Origin of the sequence: Neoroseomonas eburnea (genome assembly GCF_018129005.1) — a bacterium.
In the GTDB taxonomy this organism is placed as follows: domain Bacteria; phylum Pseudomonadota; class Alphaproteobacteria; order Acetobacterales; family Acetobacteraceae; genus Neoroseomonas; species Neoroseomonas eburnea.
Window position 1 is genome coordinate 1 of record NZ_JAAEDL010000005.1, and the last position, 16270, is coordinate 16270.

The window sequence follows — 16270 nt, forward strand, 5'->3', positions numbered from 1 at the left end:
CGTATGCGCCTTCCTCTTCGCCATCGATGACCCTCCCAAAGCACCCGCCGGACTACATTACCGGCGGACCCCTTCTAGGGGGTCAGGTCAGTGTGGCTGCGGCTGTTCGAGGGCGTGGCGCTCGATCGCTGGGACCTGATCGGCGGGGCCGTCTGCGTGGCCGGCGCGCTGATCATCCTGTACGGGCCGCGCCAGGCATGAGGCGCGTCTGGGCCGAGCTTCGTGCGCCGGTGTCCACGCTGGTCCTGTTCGGGATCATCGCCCGGTTGCTGCTGCCGCTGCCCGCCCTGGCAGCGGCGGACCGCGCGGCCTTCGACGCCGCCCTGCGGGCGACGCTGTGCATGCCCTTCGGCCAGCCGGGACCCATCGACGCGGACGGCACGCAGGATGCCGCGCCAGCCAACCACTGCCCGCTGTGCCGGTTGCCGGACGCGATGTCCCCGCGTAAGCGTCAGCCTGTCGTGGCCTTGTGATGACCACGGTGGGTCGTGGATGTCGTGGTCATGCCTGACGCTGCGACGCCGCCCCCGCCACTCGTAAGCCGCTCATACGACGGTCGTAAGAGCGGTTCCGGAGTGGGCTCCGATCCGACAGTCGAGGTCCGCGTGCGGGCGGTCCGCCGGCGGGCCTGGTCAACGGAGGACCGGCTCCGGATTGTACGGGAGACGCTGGAGCCCGGCGCCGTTGTGCAGACGGTAGCGGACCGGCACGGGGTGAGCACGGGACAGCTCTACACCTGGCGCAAACAGATGCTGGCGACGGCGATGGCGGGGTTTGCGCCGGTCGAGGTGATGCCGGAGCCGCCGCCTGCCTTGCCTGCGCCGTCCTTGGCGTCTGCCGTCGTGGAGACGACGGGCAGCCTGGAGATCGTGATGCCGAGCGGCGCCAGCATCCGAGTGACGGGCGCCGTCGATGTGATAACGCTGCGCATGGTGCTGGCCGAGCTGGGTGGCCGCTGATGCTGGGCCCGCCACCCGGCACGCGGGTGTTTCTGGCCTGTGGCGTGACGGACATGCGCAAGGGGTTCGATGGTCTGGCGGCGTTGGTGCAGACGGTGCTGGCGCAGGATCCGTACAGCGGCGCGGTATTCTGCTTTCGTGGACGTCGCGGTGACCTGCTGAAGATTTTGGTCTGGGACGGGCAGGGCCTGGTTCTCGTGGCCAAGCGGCTGGAGAAGGGCCGCTTCGTGTGGCCGCAGGCGAAGGACGGCGTCGTCTCTCTGACCCCGGCCATGCTCTCGATGCTGCTGGAAGGGATCGACTGGCGCATGCCGGCCTGGACAGCACGACCGACGGCAACGGTGTAGCCGATCGGGAATTGCCGTGGTGACGGCGTCGCGTAGAATCGCAGCGTGGATGCCGCGTCGTTCGACATGCCTGACGCCGAGATCGCCGCGCTGCGGGCGCTGCTGGCGGAGCGCGAAGCGGCGCTGGCCGAGCGCGATGCCGAGTTGCGCAACGCCGGCTTCGAGATCGAGAAGCTGAAGGTCCAGCTCGCAGCCTTGCGGCGCGACCGCTACGGCCGGTCCTCCGAGAAGCTGGCGGCCGCGGCCGACCAGCTCGAGATGCTGATCGGCGACCTCGAGGAGGATCAGGCCGAGCGCGAGGCCGCGGCGGCGGAGAAGGAACGCCGGACAAAGGGCAAGTCGGGCAACCAGCGCAAGCCTGCCACGCGCCGACCGCTGCCCGAGCACCTGCCACGCGAGACGGTGGTGCACGAGCCCGTCCTCGCCTGTCGCTGCGGCTGCACCGATCCCGCCCGCCTGACGCGGCTCGGCGAGAGCGTCACCGAGGTGCTGGAGAAGATTCCGGCCAGGCTGAAGGTGATCCGGCATGTCCGACCGCGCTATGCCTGCCGGGCCTGCGAGGCGATGCTGCAGGCGCCCGTCCCGGCCCTACCTATCGAGCGGGGCCGCCCCGGGCCCGGCCTGATGGCGCATGTGCTGGTCTCCAAATACCTTGATGGCCTGCCGCTGTTCCGGCTCTCGGGCATCCTGGCGCGCGAGGGGGTGGAGATCGAGCGCCAGACCCTGGCCGACTGGGTCGGGCACGGCGCCTGGTGGCTGCGGCCCCTGGCCGAGGCGATCGGCAAATACGCTTTGGCGCAGGGCGTGATCTGGACCGACGACACCACCATCCGCGTCCTCGCCCCAGGGCGAGGCCGAACGCGCATCGGCCGGTTCTGGGTCTATGCTTTCGACCCCAGGCCCTGGCGCGGCACCGGCCCGCCGGCGGCGTTCTACTGCTACTCGCCGGACCGCAAGGGCGAGCGGCCACGGGAGCATCTGGCCGGCTACGAGGGCTGGCTGCACGCCGACGCCTATGCCGGCTACGACGCGCTGACCGCGGCGAAGGGCAGCAGGCCGCCGCTGATCACGCATGTTGCCTGCATGGCCCATGCACGGCGCGAGCTGTTCAAGGTCTACGAGAGCACCAAATCGCCGATTGCCAAAGAGGCGTTGCGGCGGATCGGTGAGCTCTATGCGATCGAGGCGGCCATCAACGGCCAGTCTCCCGAGCAGCGCTGCGTCGCACGCCAGGCGCAGAGCAAGCCGCTGCTCGATGCCCTGCATGCCTGGATGCTGCAGCAGCGGCGTCGGCTCTCTGGCAAATCGACACTGGCCAAGGCGCTGCAGTATGCGCTGAACCGCTGGGATGCGCTGGCGCGCTACACCGAAGACGGCAGGCTCTCGATCGACAACAACCTATCCGAGCGGCTGCTGCGAGGCATCGCTGTCACGCGCAAGAATTTCCTGTTCGTCGGCAGCGATGCAGGCGGCCAGCGCGCCGCGATCATCTACACCATCGCCGAAACCGCCAAGTTGAACGGCCTCGACCCGGAAGCCTACATCGCCGCCGTGCTCGACCGCCTTGCCGCCGGCCTCCCCATCAACCGCATCGACGAGTTGCTGCCCTGGAACTTCAAGCTAACCCGTCAAACCGTGTCGCAGGGCTGACGCTTACGTCCCCGCCGCCGCCGGGCGCAGCGTTCCTCCCATTGCCGGCATGGACGCGGGTGGAGCCGCCTGCGCCGACCGCATCATCGGTGCCCGCAAGGCCGCCTGCCCGCGGCCCGCCGCCGGCGCGCGGGCCTCCCGACCTTCCGCACACAGGCTGATCGTCGCGGTCCGCGCCTGGCGCCGGCCGCATGGCATCCCTTGTCGGAGTTCCCTTCCATGCGTCGTCATCTCCTGCGCGCGGTCTTGCTGACCGGCGCGAGCCTCATCGCCTCATCGCTGCCGCTGCCTGCCGCCCTGGCGCATGAATTCCGGGCCGGCGATCTCATTGTCGATCATCCCTGGACGCGCGCGGTCGCGGAGCGCGCGCCGACGGCGGCGGGCTACATGGTCATCCGCAACACCGGGGCCGTGCCGGACCGGCTGGTCGCCGCGGAGACGGCGCGTGTGCGCACCGTCGAACTGCACGAGATGACCATGACCGACGACATCATGCGCATGCGCCCGATCGCCGGCGGCATCGCCATCCCGGCCGGGCAGGCGGTGCGCCTCGCCCCCGGCGGCGTGCACCTGATGCTGATCGGCCCGCAGGGCGGCTTCGCGCGGGGTGCGCGCATTCCCCTCACGCTGGTGTTCGAACGTGCCGGGCGCATCGAGGTCGAGCTGGCCGTGGAAGCCGCCGGTGCGCGAGCCACCAGCCATGACGGGCATTGAGGGCGTGTCATGAAGCTGTTGCGCCTGACGCGCTGGCTGGCCTGGGGCGGTGTCGCCGCCGTTGGCTTCGTGCTGCTGGCGACCACGGGCGGCTGGTTCGTGACCGATGGCCCGCTCGGGCGCCCACGTGTTGCGACCGGCCCTTCGAGCCTGGCGATCGGCGGGCCGTTCAGCCTGACCGATCATCGCGGCCGCGCCGTGACTGAAAGGGATTTCAGCGGCCGGCCGATGGCGATCTTCTTCGGCTTCACCCATTGCCCGGATGTTTGCCCGACCGCGCTGAGTGACATGACAGGCTTCATGGAGGCGCTCGGCCCCGATGCCGACCGGCTGCACTGGCTGTTCGTGAGTGTCGATGCCGAACGCGACACGCCGCAGGCGATGGCGGAGTACCTGCAGGCCTTCGATCCCCGGATCGTCGGCCTGTCGGGGACCGAGGCGCAGATCGCCGACGCAGCCCGCAGCTTCCGAGTCTACTATCGGCGCGTGCCGTTGGAGGGCGGGAGCTACACGATGGACCATTCGGCGAGCGTTTTCCTGCTCGACGCGTCCGGCCGGTTCGCTGGGACGATCGACCACAAGGAGACCGAGCGAGTGGCGTTGGAGAAGCTGCGGATGCTGGTGGGGCGGGGGTAACGAGCGGTGATGCGGAGTATCGTGGGTAGGCCCGCCATTGGTGCGGAGAGCTCGCCGCGACGCCCATGCCGTTTCGGCGCCTCGAACTGACGGTATGGACGACGGTATTTTACGTTTCCTGATGGGAAAAATTGCCATGAATCAGGATCTTGGACTGGCAATTGACGATCGAGTGGGAGTAATGACCGCCGCCGGTCTCAAGGCCGCGCTCTGCCGCCACATTGACGCCCGGCGCGACGACGTCATCGCGCTGCTGCAGGACTTCCTGCGCATCCGCAGCGCCAACCCGCCGGGCGACACACGCGAGGCGGCGGATTTCGTGCGCGGCATCCTCGACCGCTTCGGGCTGGAACACCGTACCGTCGCGGCGCGGGAGGACATGCCCAACATCATCTCCTGCTGGCACGCGCCCTATGTCGGTCGGCACCTGGTGCTGAACGGGCACATGGATGTCTTCCCGGTCTCCGACGACCGGCTCTGGGCCGCGGAGATCGAGGGCGACCGCATCGTCGCGCGCGGTGCGTCGGACATGAAGACCGGGACGCTGGCCTCCATCCTCACCTACGGACTGCTCTATCCCTATCGCGACCGGCTGTTCGGCAAGCTGACCCTGACCGTGGTGTCGGACGAGCAATCCGGCGGGCGCTACGGCACGAGGTTCCTCTTTGACAACCATGCGGATGAGATCGCCGGTGATGCCTGCCTGAACGGGGAGCCGAGCGGTCTCGGCAATATCCGCTTCCTCGAGAAGGGGACGCTGCGCTTCGCCCTCTCGGCCACCGGGCCGGGCGGGCATGGCGGCTATCCGCACCGCGCGAACAACCCGATCCGGCAGATCGTCGGCGCGACCCAGGCGCTCTACGACCGCTATCACCTCCGGTTTGCGGAGATGCCGGAGGAGATCGTGGCCATCCTGCGCGATCCGGCAAGCATCGCCGCGGCCGATGCGATCCTGGGGCAGGGGGCGGCCGACAACGCGCTGCGCATCACCGTCAACGCCGGCATCATCGAGGGCGGGCGCAAGGCGACGCAGATCCCGACCGCCTGCACCGTGCATGTGGACATCCGCGTCCCCTATGGCCCCGACCTCGACCGGGTGCGCGCGGAACTGCCCGGCCTGGCGGAGGAATTCGGCTGCACCCTGGCGATCAACGAGGACCACAGCTATCCCGCCAGCGGCACCGAGCCCGATGGCGAGCTGGCGTTGATCCTGCGCGACAACATGAAGGCGCTGCTGGGTGTCGACGCGCCGCCGGTGTGCAGCCTGGGCGGCACCGATGCGCGCTACTGGCGCTGGCGGGGCATTCCTGCCGTGATCTGCGGACCCTCGCCGCTCAGCATGGGGACGGACGACGAGCACGTCACGCTCGATGAGGCGATCAACGTCCTCAAGCTGCAGGCGATGTGCGTCATCGACTACCTGTCGGTGCAGGCCGGGCCGTCAGAAGCGACGTGATGCGCCGCGCTGCCGAGGGCGAGGTCTGGACAGGCGGCTGATGCCGCGCCGGCCGGCCGGTTGACCCCCATGGCGGCGCCGGTTTCGCGGGCCCGGCGCTGGATGCCGCCGGGGCCTCGCCGGCGGGAAGGCCCGTCGGCCTCAATCCCGCCCCGGATCCCCCAGCGGAAACAGGTGCCGGTAGGGTCGCGCCTCATCCAGTGCCCGTGCATAGGACGGCCGCGCGAGCAGCCGCGTGCGGTAGGCGCGCAGGGTCGCGAGGCGTAACGGGATGGGGTGCGCCCAGTCCGCATAGAGCAATCCGGGCGCGGCGCCGCAATCGGCCAGGCTGAAGGCATCCCCGGCGGCCCATTCCCGCCCGGCGAGCCGGGTATCGAGCCAGGCATAGGCCGTTCCGATCACCGCCCGCGCCTGGTCCACGCCGAAAGCGTCGCGCGCCTCCGGTGGGCGGATCGCGTCCAGCACCACCTTCTGCATCGGCGTCATCAGGTAGTTGTCCACCACGCGGTCGATCAGCCGCGCCTCCAGCGCCGCATCGGCGTCGTCGGGCAGGAAGCGCACGGGTCCCGGGTGGTGGCGGTCGAGATGCTCGATGATGATCGTCGCCTCGGGCACCACCGTGGCGCCGTCCTCCAGCACCGGGAATTTCCGGAAGGGCCACAGCGCGGCGAGGGCCGCCGCATCGGCTTCCTTCCCGAAGTCGACATGGCGGAAGGCGAAGGGGGTCGCGTTCTCGTAGAGCGCGACCAGTGCCTTCTGGCAGTAGGCCGAGAAAGGATGTGCGTGAAGTGTCAGCGGCATGGCCTCAGCCCTCCCGTGTGCGACGGTAGCGCAGGATGACGGAGCCGGTGTCGAGCGGCCTCGCATCCATCAGCGCGAAGACGGCCGCGGGCCGCCCATCGGCGAAGAGACGCTTGCCGTCGCCGAACAGCAGCGGCGCGACCATCAGCCGCATCTCGTCGACCACGTCATGCGCGAGCAGGCTGTTCGCCAGCCCCGCGCCGCTGAAGGCGAAGATGTTGCCCCGCGCTTCCCGTTTCAGCCGCGCGACCTCGCCGGCGATGTCGGGGCCGGCGATGCGCGCCGCGGCCGGGCGAATCGGCGTAGCATCCGGCGACGACCGATCCGCAGGAGGCCGATCTTGACCGAGCCCGCCACCATCCACGGCATCAGGAACTGCGACACCATGAAGAAGGCGCGCGCCTGGCTCGAGCAGCACGGCGTCGCGCACGCCTTCCATGACTACAGGACCGCCGGCATCGACCGCGCGACGCTGGAGAGCTGGGCGAGGAAGGTCGGCTGGGAGAAGCTGCTCAACCGCGCCGGCACCACCTTCCGCAAGCTGCCCGAGGCGGAGAGACAGGACCTCACCGAGACGAAGGCGATCGCGCTGATGCTCGCCCAGCCCGGAATGATCAAGCGGCCGGTGCTCACCGTCGGCGAGGAGATCCTCGTCGGCTTCGACCCGGCGCGCTACGCGGGCGCGCTCGGCGGGCGGCGAGTGCAGGTCGGATAGCAGGCGACCGGGGCCGACAGCAGGCGAGCCCCTGCCGCCACGATCCCAGGCCGGAGGATTCCGCCTGCGCGGAGGTGGCTCCTGCCGGCGCGCCGCCCGGGAAGACGGGCGGCGCGCCTCCGCTCCGGCGGCCACCGGGGCGCTACAGGCTGCGCGCCAGCGCGACGAGCTGGTCCGTCGCCTTGCCCCAGCCCTCGTGGAAGCCCATCGCCTCGTGCTTCTCGCGTGCCTCGGCCGTCGCGTGCAGCGCCGCGGCGCGGTAATGCGTGCCGCTGCCGTTCGGCTCGAAGACGACGATCCCGGTCATGAAGGCTTCGCGCGCCGGGCGGAAGCCCGGCAGCATCGCGTCGGTGAAGACCAGGCGGCGTTCCGTCACCACTTCGAGGAAGCAGCCGACATTGGGGTGCTCCTCGCCGTCCGGTCCGCGCATCAGCGTGCTGAAGATGCCGCCGGGGCGGAGGTCCATCTCCGCTTCCGTCACGCGCCAGGGCAGGGGGCAGAACCACTGCTTCAGCAGCTCGGGCCGTGTCCAGCAGGCCCAGAGGGGCGCGACGGGAAGGTCGATCTTCCGCTCCAGCACCAGGTCGAGCTTCGTGTCGTGCGTCATGCTCACTGCTCCACGATGGTGCGGAAGCCGCCATAGATCATGCGCTGGCCGTCGAAGGGCATGGCGGCGGGATCCATCTGCATCGACTTGTCGGCCATGATCTTCGCCCAGCCGGCGTCGCGCACCTCCTTCGACGGCCAGGTGATCCAGGAGAAGACGACCGTCTCCTCCGGCCCGCACTTCACCGCCATGGGGAAGGAGGTGAGCTTGCCGTCCGGCACGTCGTCGCCCCAGCATTCCACCATGGCGATCGCACCCTGTTCGCGGAAGCGCGGCGCGAATTCCTCCGCATGGCGGCGATAGGCCTCGCGGTTCGCGTTCGGCACGGCCAGCACGAAGCCGTCGACATAGGTCATGCGTCTGCTCCTTCCTTCGCCGCCCAGGCGGCTTCCAGGGTTGCGATGTCGAGCTTCACCATCGGCATGAGCGCGGCCATCAGCCGGCCGCGCTGCGCCTCCTCGCCCTGGCGCATCATCCGGCCGAGGCCGGCCGGCACCACCTGCCAGGAGACGCCGTAACGGTCCGTCAGCCAGCCGCAGCGTTGCGGCGCGCCGCCTTCCACCAGCCCGTCCCACACGCGGTCGAGCTCCGCCTGGTCGGCGCAGGTGACGACGAGCGAAAGGGCGTGGGTGAAGCCCATGCCCTGCCTGCCGTTCAGCGCCAGGCAGGACCGCCCGCCCAGGTCGAACTCGACGACGAAGGCGGCGCCGCCGGCCTGGCGCACCACGTTGCGGATGGCGGAGCCCGGGATCACGGCGCAGTAGTGGCGCGCCGCCTCCTCGGCGGTGCCGTCGAACCAGAGGCAGGGCATCACGGCGTCGGTGGTCATGGCGGCGTCCTCCTGGCTGTCTAATGCTTAACTAACGAGTTTAGGATCGGCAAGGGCAAAGGCGTCACCTCCGCGTGATGATGCGGACGCACGGAGGGTCGCCGTCGGCCGGCGACCCCGTCGCGCGCGTGGAGGCGCTGATGCCGCCGCATCGCGCGCCCGCGACGCCGCGCTTGACGCGCGCTGCGCGCGCAGCGGAGGCTTCCCGCGATGGCCGGCGGCAGACCGGCCACAGGGAGGAACGGAATGGTGAAGAGGACGCTCGGGGCCGCGGTCGCGGCGCTCGCTTTCGCGCTTGCCGCGCCGGCTTCGGCGCAGCGCACGCTGACCATGGGCGTGCAGACGCCGCCCTCGGCGCTTGATCCGCACTACCACAACACCACCAACAACACGATGATGCTCATGCAGATCTTTGAGCGTCTCTTCGAACTGGACAACCGCGCGGTGCCGCAGCCGCGGCTGGCGGAATCCATGCGCGCGATCGACGATCTGACCTGGGAGGTAAAGCTGCGCCAGGGCGTGCGCTTCCACGACGGCACGCCCTTCGAGGCCGACGACATCTCCTACACCTTCGCACGCATCCCGACGGTGCCGAACAGCCCGGCGCTGTACACCCCCGCGGTGCGCACCATCAGCGCGGTCGAGATCGTCGACCCGACGACGATCCGCATCCGCACGCATGAGCCGAACCCGCTGATGCATTTCGACATGGCCGCACCCTTCATCCTGTCCCGCCGCATCCACGGCACGAACCCGGCGACGGCCGACTTCACCAGCGGGCGGCTGGCGATCGGCACCGGGCCGTATCGCCTGGTCTCCTTCGCGCAGAACGAACGGATGGAGATCGTGCGCAACCCGACCTACTGGGGCCCGCCCGAGCCCTGGGACCGCGTGACCATCCGCTTCATCCCGCAGGCCGCCTCGCGCACCGCCGCGCTGCTCGCCGGCGAGGTGGACCTGATCGACTACGTGCCGGTGCAGGATGTCGAGAACCTACGCCGCGAGCCGCGCTTCGCGCTGTTCGAGGTGGACAGCGTGACCTTCGTCTACCTCTTCCCGGATTCGATGCGCGACACCTCGCCCTTCGTCGCCGACCGCCAGGGCAACCCGCTGCCGCGCAACCCGCTGGCGGATCGCCGCGTGCGGGAGGCGCTGTCGCTCGCCATCAACCGGGAGGCCATCGCGACGCGGCTGTACCAGGGGCTGGCGACGCCGGCCGACCAGTTCGCGTCACCGATCGCGGAGCACCGCCTGCCGAACCTGCCGCCCTTGCCGCACGACGTCGCCCGCGCCCGCGCGCTGCTGGCCGAGGCCGGCTACCCGGACGGCTTCCGCCTCACGATCCATGGCCCGAACGGATTCTTTCCCTCCGACCAGAACCTGCTGCAGGCGCTGGCCCAGCAATTCACCCGCGCGGGGATCGAGACGACGGTGCAGGCGCTGCCGCCGGCCAATCTGTTCACCCGCGCGACGAACCGGGAATTCTCGCTCTTCATGACCTATTTCAGCAGCTACCTGACCATCAACCCGCTGCGGCAGGTGGTGGCGACGCGCAATCCGGACCTCGGACTCGGTCCGTTCAACCGCCAGCGCTACTCCAACCCGGCGATCGACGAGCCGGTGCGTCTCGCACTGACCACGATGGACCCGGAGCGGCGCCAGGTGCTGACGCAGCAGGCAGCGCGCGCCCTGCTCGAGGACAAGGGGGTGCTGCCCGTCATCTTCCTGCGCAACACATGGGCTGGTCGTCGCGACCGGGTCGTCTACGATCCCTCTCCCGTCAACCACACCTCGGCGGTGCATGCGCGCCCGCCGGGATGAACCGTCGGATCGCCGAAGGAGGGCAGGCGCCGGGCCACCGGCGCCCGCCGCTCCGGAGTGCGACTCGGGCGGTCCTGAGAAGGATCGAGAGAGACATGCCTGACGCCGAAGCCCGTTCCCGCATCGCCGCCGCCATCGACGCGGGCTTCGGCAAGCAGGTGGAGTTCCTGCAGGAACTGGTGCGCTTCCCCTCCCTGCGCGGGCAGGAAGCGCCGTTGCAGGATTGGTTCGCGCGGCAGATGGCGGGCCGCGGCTATGCGGTCGACCGCTTCACCATCGCCGATGTGCCGGACCACCCGAAGATGGCGCCGATGGTCGGCGTCGATCCCGCCGGCAGCGTGCAGGTGGTCGCCGCGCACCGGCCGAAGGACGCGACCGGCCGCAGCCTGATCCTGCAGGGCCATATCGATGTCGTGCCGGAAGGCCCGCACGAGATGTGGACCCACCCGCCCTATGCCGCGGTGATCCGCGACGGCTGGATGTATGGCCGTGGCGCGCATGACATGAAGGCCGGCGTCGCCTGCATGGTCTTCGCCATGGACGCCATCCGCGCCGCGGGGTTCGAGCCGGCGGCCGATGTCTATCTCGAAACGGTGACCGAGGAGGAAAGCACCGGCAACGGCGCGCTCGCGACCCTGCTGCGCGGCTACCGCGCCGAGGCCGCGCTGGTGCCGGAGCCCACCGGCCACACCATCACCCGCACCCAGACCGGCACCATCTGGTTCCGCCTGCGCGTGCGCGGCGTGCCGGTGCATGTCGCGGTGGCCCAGGACGGCACCAATGCCATCATGTCGGCCTATGCGCTGATCAACGAGCTCTACGCGCATACCAGGACGCTGAACGAGGCCGCCAAGTCCAACCCCTGGTACGCCGACATCAAGGACCCGATCAAGTTCAACCCCGGCATCATCCGCGGCGGCGACTGGGCGTCCTCGACGCCAGCCTGGTGCGAGGTGGATTGCCGCATCGGCCTGGTCCCCGGCATGACGCCGGAGGAGGCGATGGCGGGCATCGAGGCCTGCGTGAAGGCGGCGGCGACGGGCGATGCCTTCATGGCGAACAACCCGCCCGAGATCATCTGGACCGGCTTCCAGACCGACCCCTATGTGCTCGAGCCCGGCAGCGAGGCCGAGGCCGTGCTCGCCGCAGCGCATGCCTCCGTGCATGGCGGCGAACTGCCGGAACGCCGCACCACCGCCGTGAACGATACGCGCTACTACGGCCTCTATTTCGGCATCCCGGGCCTCTGCTACGGTCCGAAGGGGGAAGTGGCGCACGGCTTCGACGAACGGACTTCGATCGAGGACCTTCGGACATGCACGCTGACGATCGCGACCTTCATCGCCGACTGGTGCGGGCTGCGCCCGCGCGGCTGAGAATCTGGCTGGAAAAGCGCCGTGCGGCGCTTTTCCATCTCCGGCGCCGGCCCGCGCCCCCACCCGGCCACCCGTTCCGGGATACTGACCTGGGTGGCCGGGTGAGGGCGCGGGCCGGTGCGGGACTTTTCAGACGGGCTCTGAAGCCCGCGCCGCACGGGGTGGATCCGTGCGGCGCGGGCGCGGCGACAGGCAGGCGCGCGCTGCTCGGCGCGGCGGCGGGGGCGATGCTCGCCGCGCCTGCGGCCCAGGCGCAGGACTGGCCGACGCGGCCGCTGCGCCTCGTCGTGCCCTTCGCGCCCGGCGGATCGTCGGACGTGCTGGCGCGGCTGATCCAGCCGGGGCTCGGCGCCGCGCTCGGCCAGCCGGTGGTGGTGGAGAACCGCTCCGGCGCCGGCTCGATGCTCGGCACCGAGTACGTCGCGCGCTCGCCGGCGGATGGCTACACCCTGCTGCTCGCCGACCTGCCCTACACCATCGTGCCCGCCTTGCAGTCGCGCATGCCCTACGACGTGGAGAAGGACCTGGTGCCGGTCGCGATGGTCGGCGCGGCGCCGCTGCTGGTCTTTGCCCATCCCTCCCTGCCGGCGCGCGATGCGGCGGAATTCGCGGCGCTCGCGAAGGCGCGGCCGGGGCACTACACCTTCGGCTCCGGCGGCGTCGGCGCGGCCTCCCACCTGATGGGGGAACTGTTCCAGTCGGCCACCGGCACGCAGATCACCCATGTGCCCTATCGCGGCGGCGGGCCGGCCATCCAGGACCTTGCGGCGGGGAACCTGCACACGGTCTTCGTCACGATTGCCTCCGCCGCGCCGCAGCTGACCTCGGGGCAGATCCGGGCGCTCGGCGTGATGGCGAACGAACGGCTGCGCAGCCACCCCGACATCCCGACCTTCCGCGAGCAGGGCATCGACCTGGTGGCGGAGCATTGGTGGGGGCTGCTGGCGCCGCGCGGCACACCCGAACCGGTGATCCGCAGGATCGCCGAGGCCATGCCGGGCATCCTCGCCGCGCCGGAACTCGGCCCGCGGCTGGAGGCGCTGGCCGTCATCCCACGCAGCGACGGGCCGGGGCCCTTCGGCCAACGCATCGCCGAGGACCTGGTGCGCTGGCGCGAGGTGGTGCGCGCGCGCGGCATCGCGGTGCAGTGAGCCTCGAGGCCTTTCTCGGCCGCCTCGCCGCCGATCGGCTTCTCGCGCAGGATTTCGCCGCGATCTGCGAGGCCGGCGGCCGGCTGCAGGGCAGCGACAGCGCCGCGCGCGGCTTCGCCGTGCTGGCCGGGCGCATGGCGGCGATCGGCGAGGTGCGCGACGAGCCCGTGCCCTATGCCGGCTGGACCTGCCACGAGGCGCGCGTGACGGATCTCGCATCCGGGCGGGAGCTGGCCTGCGCGCCGCTGCTCGGCGCCGCGTCCACCCCGCGGGAGGGGCTGGCGGTCGAAACCCTCGACCTCGGCCGCGGCGCGCCGGAGCAGGTGGCGGCGGCCGAGGTGGGGGGCCGCGCGGTGCTGGCGCGCCACGAATACCCCTTCGCCGCCTGGACGGTGCATCGCCGCGCGAAGCTCGCGGCGGCGACGGCGGCGGGTGCCGCGGCCTTCCTGATCGTGCAGCCGGAGCCAGGCGTCGGGCCGGTCTCGGGGTCCTCCGGGCGCGCGGGCGGGGAGGGGATCCCGGCACTCGGCATCTCGGCGGAGGCGGGCGCGCTGCTGGCGGAAGGGCGGCGGCTGCGCATCACGCTGCTCGGCGAGGACCACGCCGCGACGACGCCGACCCTGGTGCTGGACCTGCCGGGACGCGGGCCGGATCGGGTCGTGCTCTCGGCGCATCTCGACGGGCATCCGCTCGGGGAGAGCGCGATCGACAACGGGACGGGGCTGGCGGCGGCGCTGTCGCTCGCACGCGCGGCGGCGCCTTTCGTCGAAGGCTGCCCGCGCGGCCTCACGCTCTGCATCTTCGGCGCCGAGGAATGGGCGCTGGCCGGATCGCGCGCCTGGCTCGCCGCGCTGCCGGCGGAACGGCGCGCTCGCATGGCGCTGAATCTCAACCTCGATTCGATCGCCGGCGGGCCGTCGCTCACCGCGCTGACCAGCGGCTTCGCCGCCCTCGGCCCTTTCCTGCGCGGCGCGGCGGCGAAGGCGGGGCTGCCGCTGCGCACGCACCTGCCGCTGATGACGAATTCCGACCACGCCAATTTCGCCGCCCACGGCATCCCCGCCGCGCGGCTGGTCGCCGGCTTCGACGCGCCGGACAGTGCGCTGCGCTTCCTGCTGACCGCCGCCGACACGCGCGCCATCGTGCCGGTGCAGGAGCTCAAGGCGGCGACGATCGCCGCCGGCGCCCTGCTGTGGGGGGCGCTGACCGCCCCCGCCGAGGCCCTCGCCGCGCTGCGTTGACGCCCCCCCGCTGGCGCGCCGCGCCGCAGGCGGTAGGCTTGCGCGGTCGAAACGGGGGAAACGGATTTGTACGACATCATCATCGTCGGCGGTGGCTCGGCCGGCTCCGTGCTGGCGCACCGGCTGTCCACGCCGGGCGCGAACAAGGTGCTGCTCTGCGAGGCGGGGCCGGACACGCCGCCGGGCCAGGAGCCTGCGACCATCCTCGATACCTATCCGGGCCAGGCCTATTTCGACCCCCGCTTTCACTGGACGGAGCTCAAGGTCCGCACCCAGGTCGTCTCCCACAACAACCCGAACATGGACCGCCCGCCGCTGCGCAAGTACGAGCAGGCGCGGGTGCTGGGCGGCGGTTCGTCGATCAACGGGCAGATGGCCAACCGCGGCGCGCCGCACGACCACGACGAATGGGAGCAGCGCGGCGCCGCCGGGTGGGGCTGGGATGCCGTCCTGCCCTACTTCAGGAAGGTCGAGCGCGACCTCGACTTCGACAATGAATGGCATGGGCGCGAAGGCCGCATCCCCGTCCGGCGCATCCCGGAGGCGCAGTGGCCGCTGCATTCGCGGGCGGCGGCGGAGGCCTTCCGCCAGTCCGGCTTCAAGGCGCTGCCCGACCAGAACGGCGCCTTCGAGGATGGCTTTTTCCCGCTGACCGTGAACGTGACCGAGACGCGTGTCTCGGCCGCGATCGGCTACCTCGACGCCGAGACGCGCAGGCGGCCGAACCTGGCGCTGTCCACCGAGACGCAGGTGATGGGCCTGCTCTTCGAGGGCACGCGCTGCGTCGGCATCCGCGCGCTCGTGAAGGGGCAGGAACAGGAGTTCCGCGGGCGGCAGGTGATCCTCTGCACCGGCGCGATCCACTCCCCGGCGCATCTGATGCGCGCGGGCATCGGCCCGGCGGCCCATCTGAAGGAGCACGGGATCGAGGTGCGCGCCGACCTGCCGGGCGTGGGACAGGGTCTGATGGACCACCCGGCCATCTCGCTCTCCTCCTTCGTGCGGCCGGAGGCGCGGCTGAACCGCACGGAGCTTCGCCGCCACATGCTGGTCGGCCTGCGCTTCTCCTCCGGCATCGAGGGCGCGCCGGCGGGCGACATGTTCATGTCGGTGGCCAGCAAGTCCGCCTGGCACGCGGTGGGCGAGCAGATCGCCTCGATGCTGACATGGGTGAACAAGACCTACTCGCAGCGCGGCCAGGTGCGGCTGGTCTCCACCGACTGGCGGGCGCATCCGGATGTCGAGTTCAACCTGCTCTCGGACCGGCGCGACCTCGAAAGGCTGATGATCGGCTTCCGGCTCGCGGCATCGCTGGTGCTCAGCCCGCCGCTCGCCGCCGTGACGGCCGATCCTTTCCCGGCGGCCTATTCGGACCGCGTGCGGAGGATCGGCGTGGTGAACACGAAGAACCGCATCCTCACCTCGATCATCGCGAAGTTCCTCGACGGGCCGGCGGCGCTGCGCCGCACCTTCATCGACCGCTTCGTCATCGAGGGCTTCCGCTTCCGCGAGGTGATGGAAGACGAGGAGGCGCTGGAGGCCTTCATCCGCAAGGCGACGATCGGCGTCTGGCACGCCTCCTGTTCCTGCCGCATGGGGGCGGAGACGGATCCGATGGCGGTGGTGGACCCGGCGGGACGGGTGCGCGGGGTGCAGGGGCTGCGCGTGGTCGATGCTTCTGTCTTCCCGGTGGTGCCTTCGGCCAACACCAATTTCCCGACGCTGATGACGGCCGAGAAGATGGCGGACGCGATCCTCGCCGAGGCGGGGTGATCGCCAGGCGACCGAATGAGGCCCGGCCCCCCGCCGCGGGCGCCGGCACGACGCGCGGCGCATCATGGTGGAGGTGCAGATGCTGCATCTTCACGCGGTGGCGGGCGCCGGCCGGCCGGCCGGGCAGGGCGCCCATCCGCGCGCGCACCGGCGCCCCAGCCGATGGCGCCGCCGCACTGCACAGACAGACCCTT

19 protein-coding genes are annotated in these 16270 nt (G+C 70.8%); 14 read left to right on the forward strand and 5 right to left on the reverse strand.

Annotated features, from left to right (window positions below; all coding sequences use genetic code 11):
• Positions 1 to 90: 90 nt before the first annotated feature.
• The 8 genes from GXW74_RS06505 to GXW74_RS06540 all read left to right on the forward strand — a co-directional run bounded on the left by GXW74_RS06505 (position 91) and on the right by GXW74_RS06540 (position 5762).
• Positions 91 to 201, forward strand: a complete 111-nt coding sequence (locus GXW74_RS06505) for a YnfA family protein (RefSeq protein ID WP_338148165.1) — start codon at positions 91 to 93, stop codon at positions 199 to 201.
• 29 nt (positions 202 to 230) lie between these two features.
• Positions 231 to 473, forward strand: coding sequence for a hypothetical protein (locus tag GXW74_RS06510; protein ID WP_211845672.1), 243 nt, complete (start codon positions 231 to 233; stop codon positions 471 to 473).
• A 30-nt stretch (positions 474 to 503) separates the two neighbouring features.
• The gene (tnpA, locus tag GXW74_RS28330) at positions 504 to 959 is read left to right on the forward strand and encodes an IS66-like element accessory protein TnpA (RefSeq protein WP_272877239.1); all 456 of its coding nucleotides are present in this window, start codon (positions 504 to 506) and stop codon (positions 957 to 959) included.
• The gene (tnpB, locus tag GXW74_RS06520; RefSeq protein ID WP_211845674.1) at positions 959 to 1306 is read left to right on the forward strand and encodes an IS66 family insertion sequence element accessory protein TnpB; all 348 of its coding nucleotides are present in this window, start codon (positions 959 to 961) and stop codon (positions 1304 to 1306) included. The genes tnpA and tnpB overlap by 1 nt, the downstream gene beginning before the upstream one ends.
• A gap of 45 nt (positions 1307 to 1351) precedes the next feature.
• Complete coding sequence (gene tnpC, locus GXW74_RS06525; protein WP_408903859.1) at positions 1352 to 2956, forward strand: IS66 family transposase; 1605 nt, start codon at positions 1352 to 1354, stop codon at positions 2954 to 2956.
• Between the two features lie 219 nt (positions 2957 to 3175).
• Positions 3176 to 3670 carry a copper chaperone PCu(A)C gene (locus GXW74_RS06530; protein ID WP_211845676.1) on the forward strand — a complete coding sequence of 165 codons (495 nt, stop codon included), beginning with the start codon at positions 3176 to 3178 and terminating at the stop codon, positions 3668 to 3670.
• Between the two features lie 9 nt (positions 3671 to 3679).
• The gene (locus GXW74_RS06535) at positions 3680 to 4306 is read left to right on the forward strand and encodes an SCO family protein (RefSeq protein ID WP_211845677.1); all 627 of its coding nucleotides are present in this window, start codon (positions 3680 to 3682) and stop codon (positions 4304 to 4306) included.
• A gap of 181 nt (positions 4307 to 4487) precedes the next feature.
• A complete protein-coding gene (locus GXW74_RS06540; RefSeq protein ID WP_211845678.1) occupies positions 4488 to 5762 on the forward strand; it encodes a M20/M25/M40 family metallo-hydrolase in 1275 nt (424 codons plus the stop codon).
• A gap of 141 nt (positions 5763 to 5903) precedes the next feature.
• On the opposite strand, the gene GXW74_RS06545 is transcribed toward GXW74_RS06540, so the two are convergent.
• Positions 5904 to 6563: a glutathione S-transferase family protein gene (locus tag GXW74_RS06545; RefSeq protein WP_211845679.1), complete on the reverse strand. Its 660-nt coding sequence runs from the start codon at positions 6561 to 6563 to the stop codon at positions 5904 to 5906.
• Between the two features lie 4 nt (positions 6564 to 6567).
• Positions 6568 to 6927 (reverse strand): dihydrofolate reductase family protein, encoded by a 360-nt coding sequence (locus GXW74_RS06550; protein WP_211845680.1) that lies wholly within the window; start codon positions 6925 to 6927, stop codon positions 6568 to 6570.
• On the opposite strand from GXW74_RS06550, the gene GXW74_RS06555 reads away from it, so the two are divergent.
• Entirely contained in the window at positions 6904 to 7278 is a 375-nt protein-coding gene (locus GXW74_RS06555) for an ArsC family reductase (RefSeq protein ID WP_211845681.1), read from the forward strand. The two genes, GXW74_RS06550 and GXW74_RS06555, sit on opposite strands and share 24 nt — an antisense overlap.
• A 142-nt stretch (positions 7279 to 7420) precedes the next feature.
• Here GXW74_RS06555 and GXW74_RS06560 read toward each other — a convergent pair whose 3' ends face one another.
• Genes GXW74_RS06560 through GXW74_RS06570 form a run of 3 tightly spaced genes read right to left on the reverse strand, consistent with a single transcriptional unit; the run spans position 7421 to position 8714 of the window.
• Positions 7421 to 7885, reverse strand: a complete 465-nt coding sequence (locus GXW74_RS06560) for an SRPBCC family protein (RefSeq protein ID WP_211845682.1) — start codon at positions 7883 to 7885, stop codon at positions 7421 to 7423.
• A gap of 2 nt (positions 7886 to 7887) precedes the next feature.
• Positions 7888 to 8241: a DUF1428 domain-containing protein gene (locus GXW74_RS06565; RefSeq protein ID WP_211845683.1), complete on the reverse strand. Its 354-nt coding sequence runs from the start codon at positions 8239 to 8241 to the stop codon at positions 7888 to 7890.
• Positions 8238 to 8714, reverse strand: a complete 477-nt coding sequence (locus GXW74_RS06570; RefSeq protein WP_211845684.1) for a VOC family protein — start codon at positions 8712 to 8714, stop codon at positions 8238 to 8240. Before GXW74_RS06570 ends, GXW74_RS06565 begins: the two co-directional genes overlap by 4 nt.
• A gap of 246 nt (positions 8715 to 8960) precedes the next feature.
• On the opposite strand from GXW74_RS06570, the gene GXW74_RS06575 reads away from it, so the two are divergent.
• From GXW74_RS06575 to GXW74_RS06595, 5 genes are all read left to right on the forward strand, one after another.
• Positions 8961 to 10535 (forward strand): ABC transporter substrate-binding protein, encoded by a 1575-nt coding sequence (locus tag GXW74_RS06575; protein WP_246523008.1) that lies wholly within the window; start codon positions 8961 to 8963, stop codon positions 10533 to 10535.
• 95 nt (positions 10536 to 10630) lie between these two features.
• Positions 10631 to 11911, forward strand: coding sequence for an ArgE/DapE family deacylase (locus GXW74_RS06580; RefSeq protein ID WP_211845686.1), 1281 nt, complete (start codon positions 10631 to 10633; stop codon positions 11909 to 11911).
• Between the two features lie 227 nt (positions 11912 to 12138).
• Positions 12139 to 13062 carry a Bug family tripartite tricarboxylate transporter substrate binding protein gene (locus tag GXW74_RS06585; RefSeq protein WP_211845687.1) on the forward strand — a complete coding sequence of 308 codons (924 nt, stop codon included), beginning with the start codon at positions 12139 to 12141 and terminating at the stop codon, positions 13060 to 13062.
• Entirely contained in the window at positions 13059 to 14303 is a 1245-nt protein-coding gene (locus tag GXW74_RS06590) for a M28 family peptidase (RefSeq protein WP_211845688.1), read from the forward strand. Before GXW74_RS06585 ends, GXW74_RS06590 begins: the two co-directional genes overlap by 4 nt.
• A gap of 66 nt (positions 14304 to 14369) precedes the next feature.
• Positions 14370 to 16076: a GMC family oxidoreductase gene (locus tag GXW74_RS06595; protein ID WP_211845689.1), complete on the forward strand. Its 1707-nt coding sequence runs from the start codon at positions 14370 to 14372 to the stop codon at positions 16074 to 16076.
• Positions 16077 to 16270 lie beyond the last annotated feature (194 nt).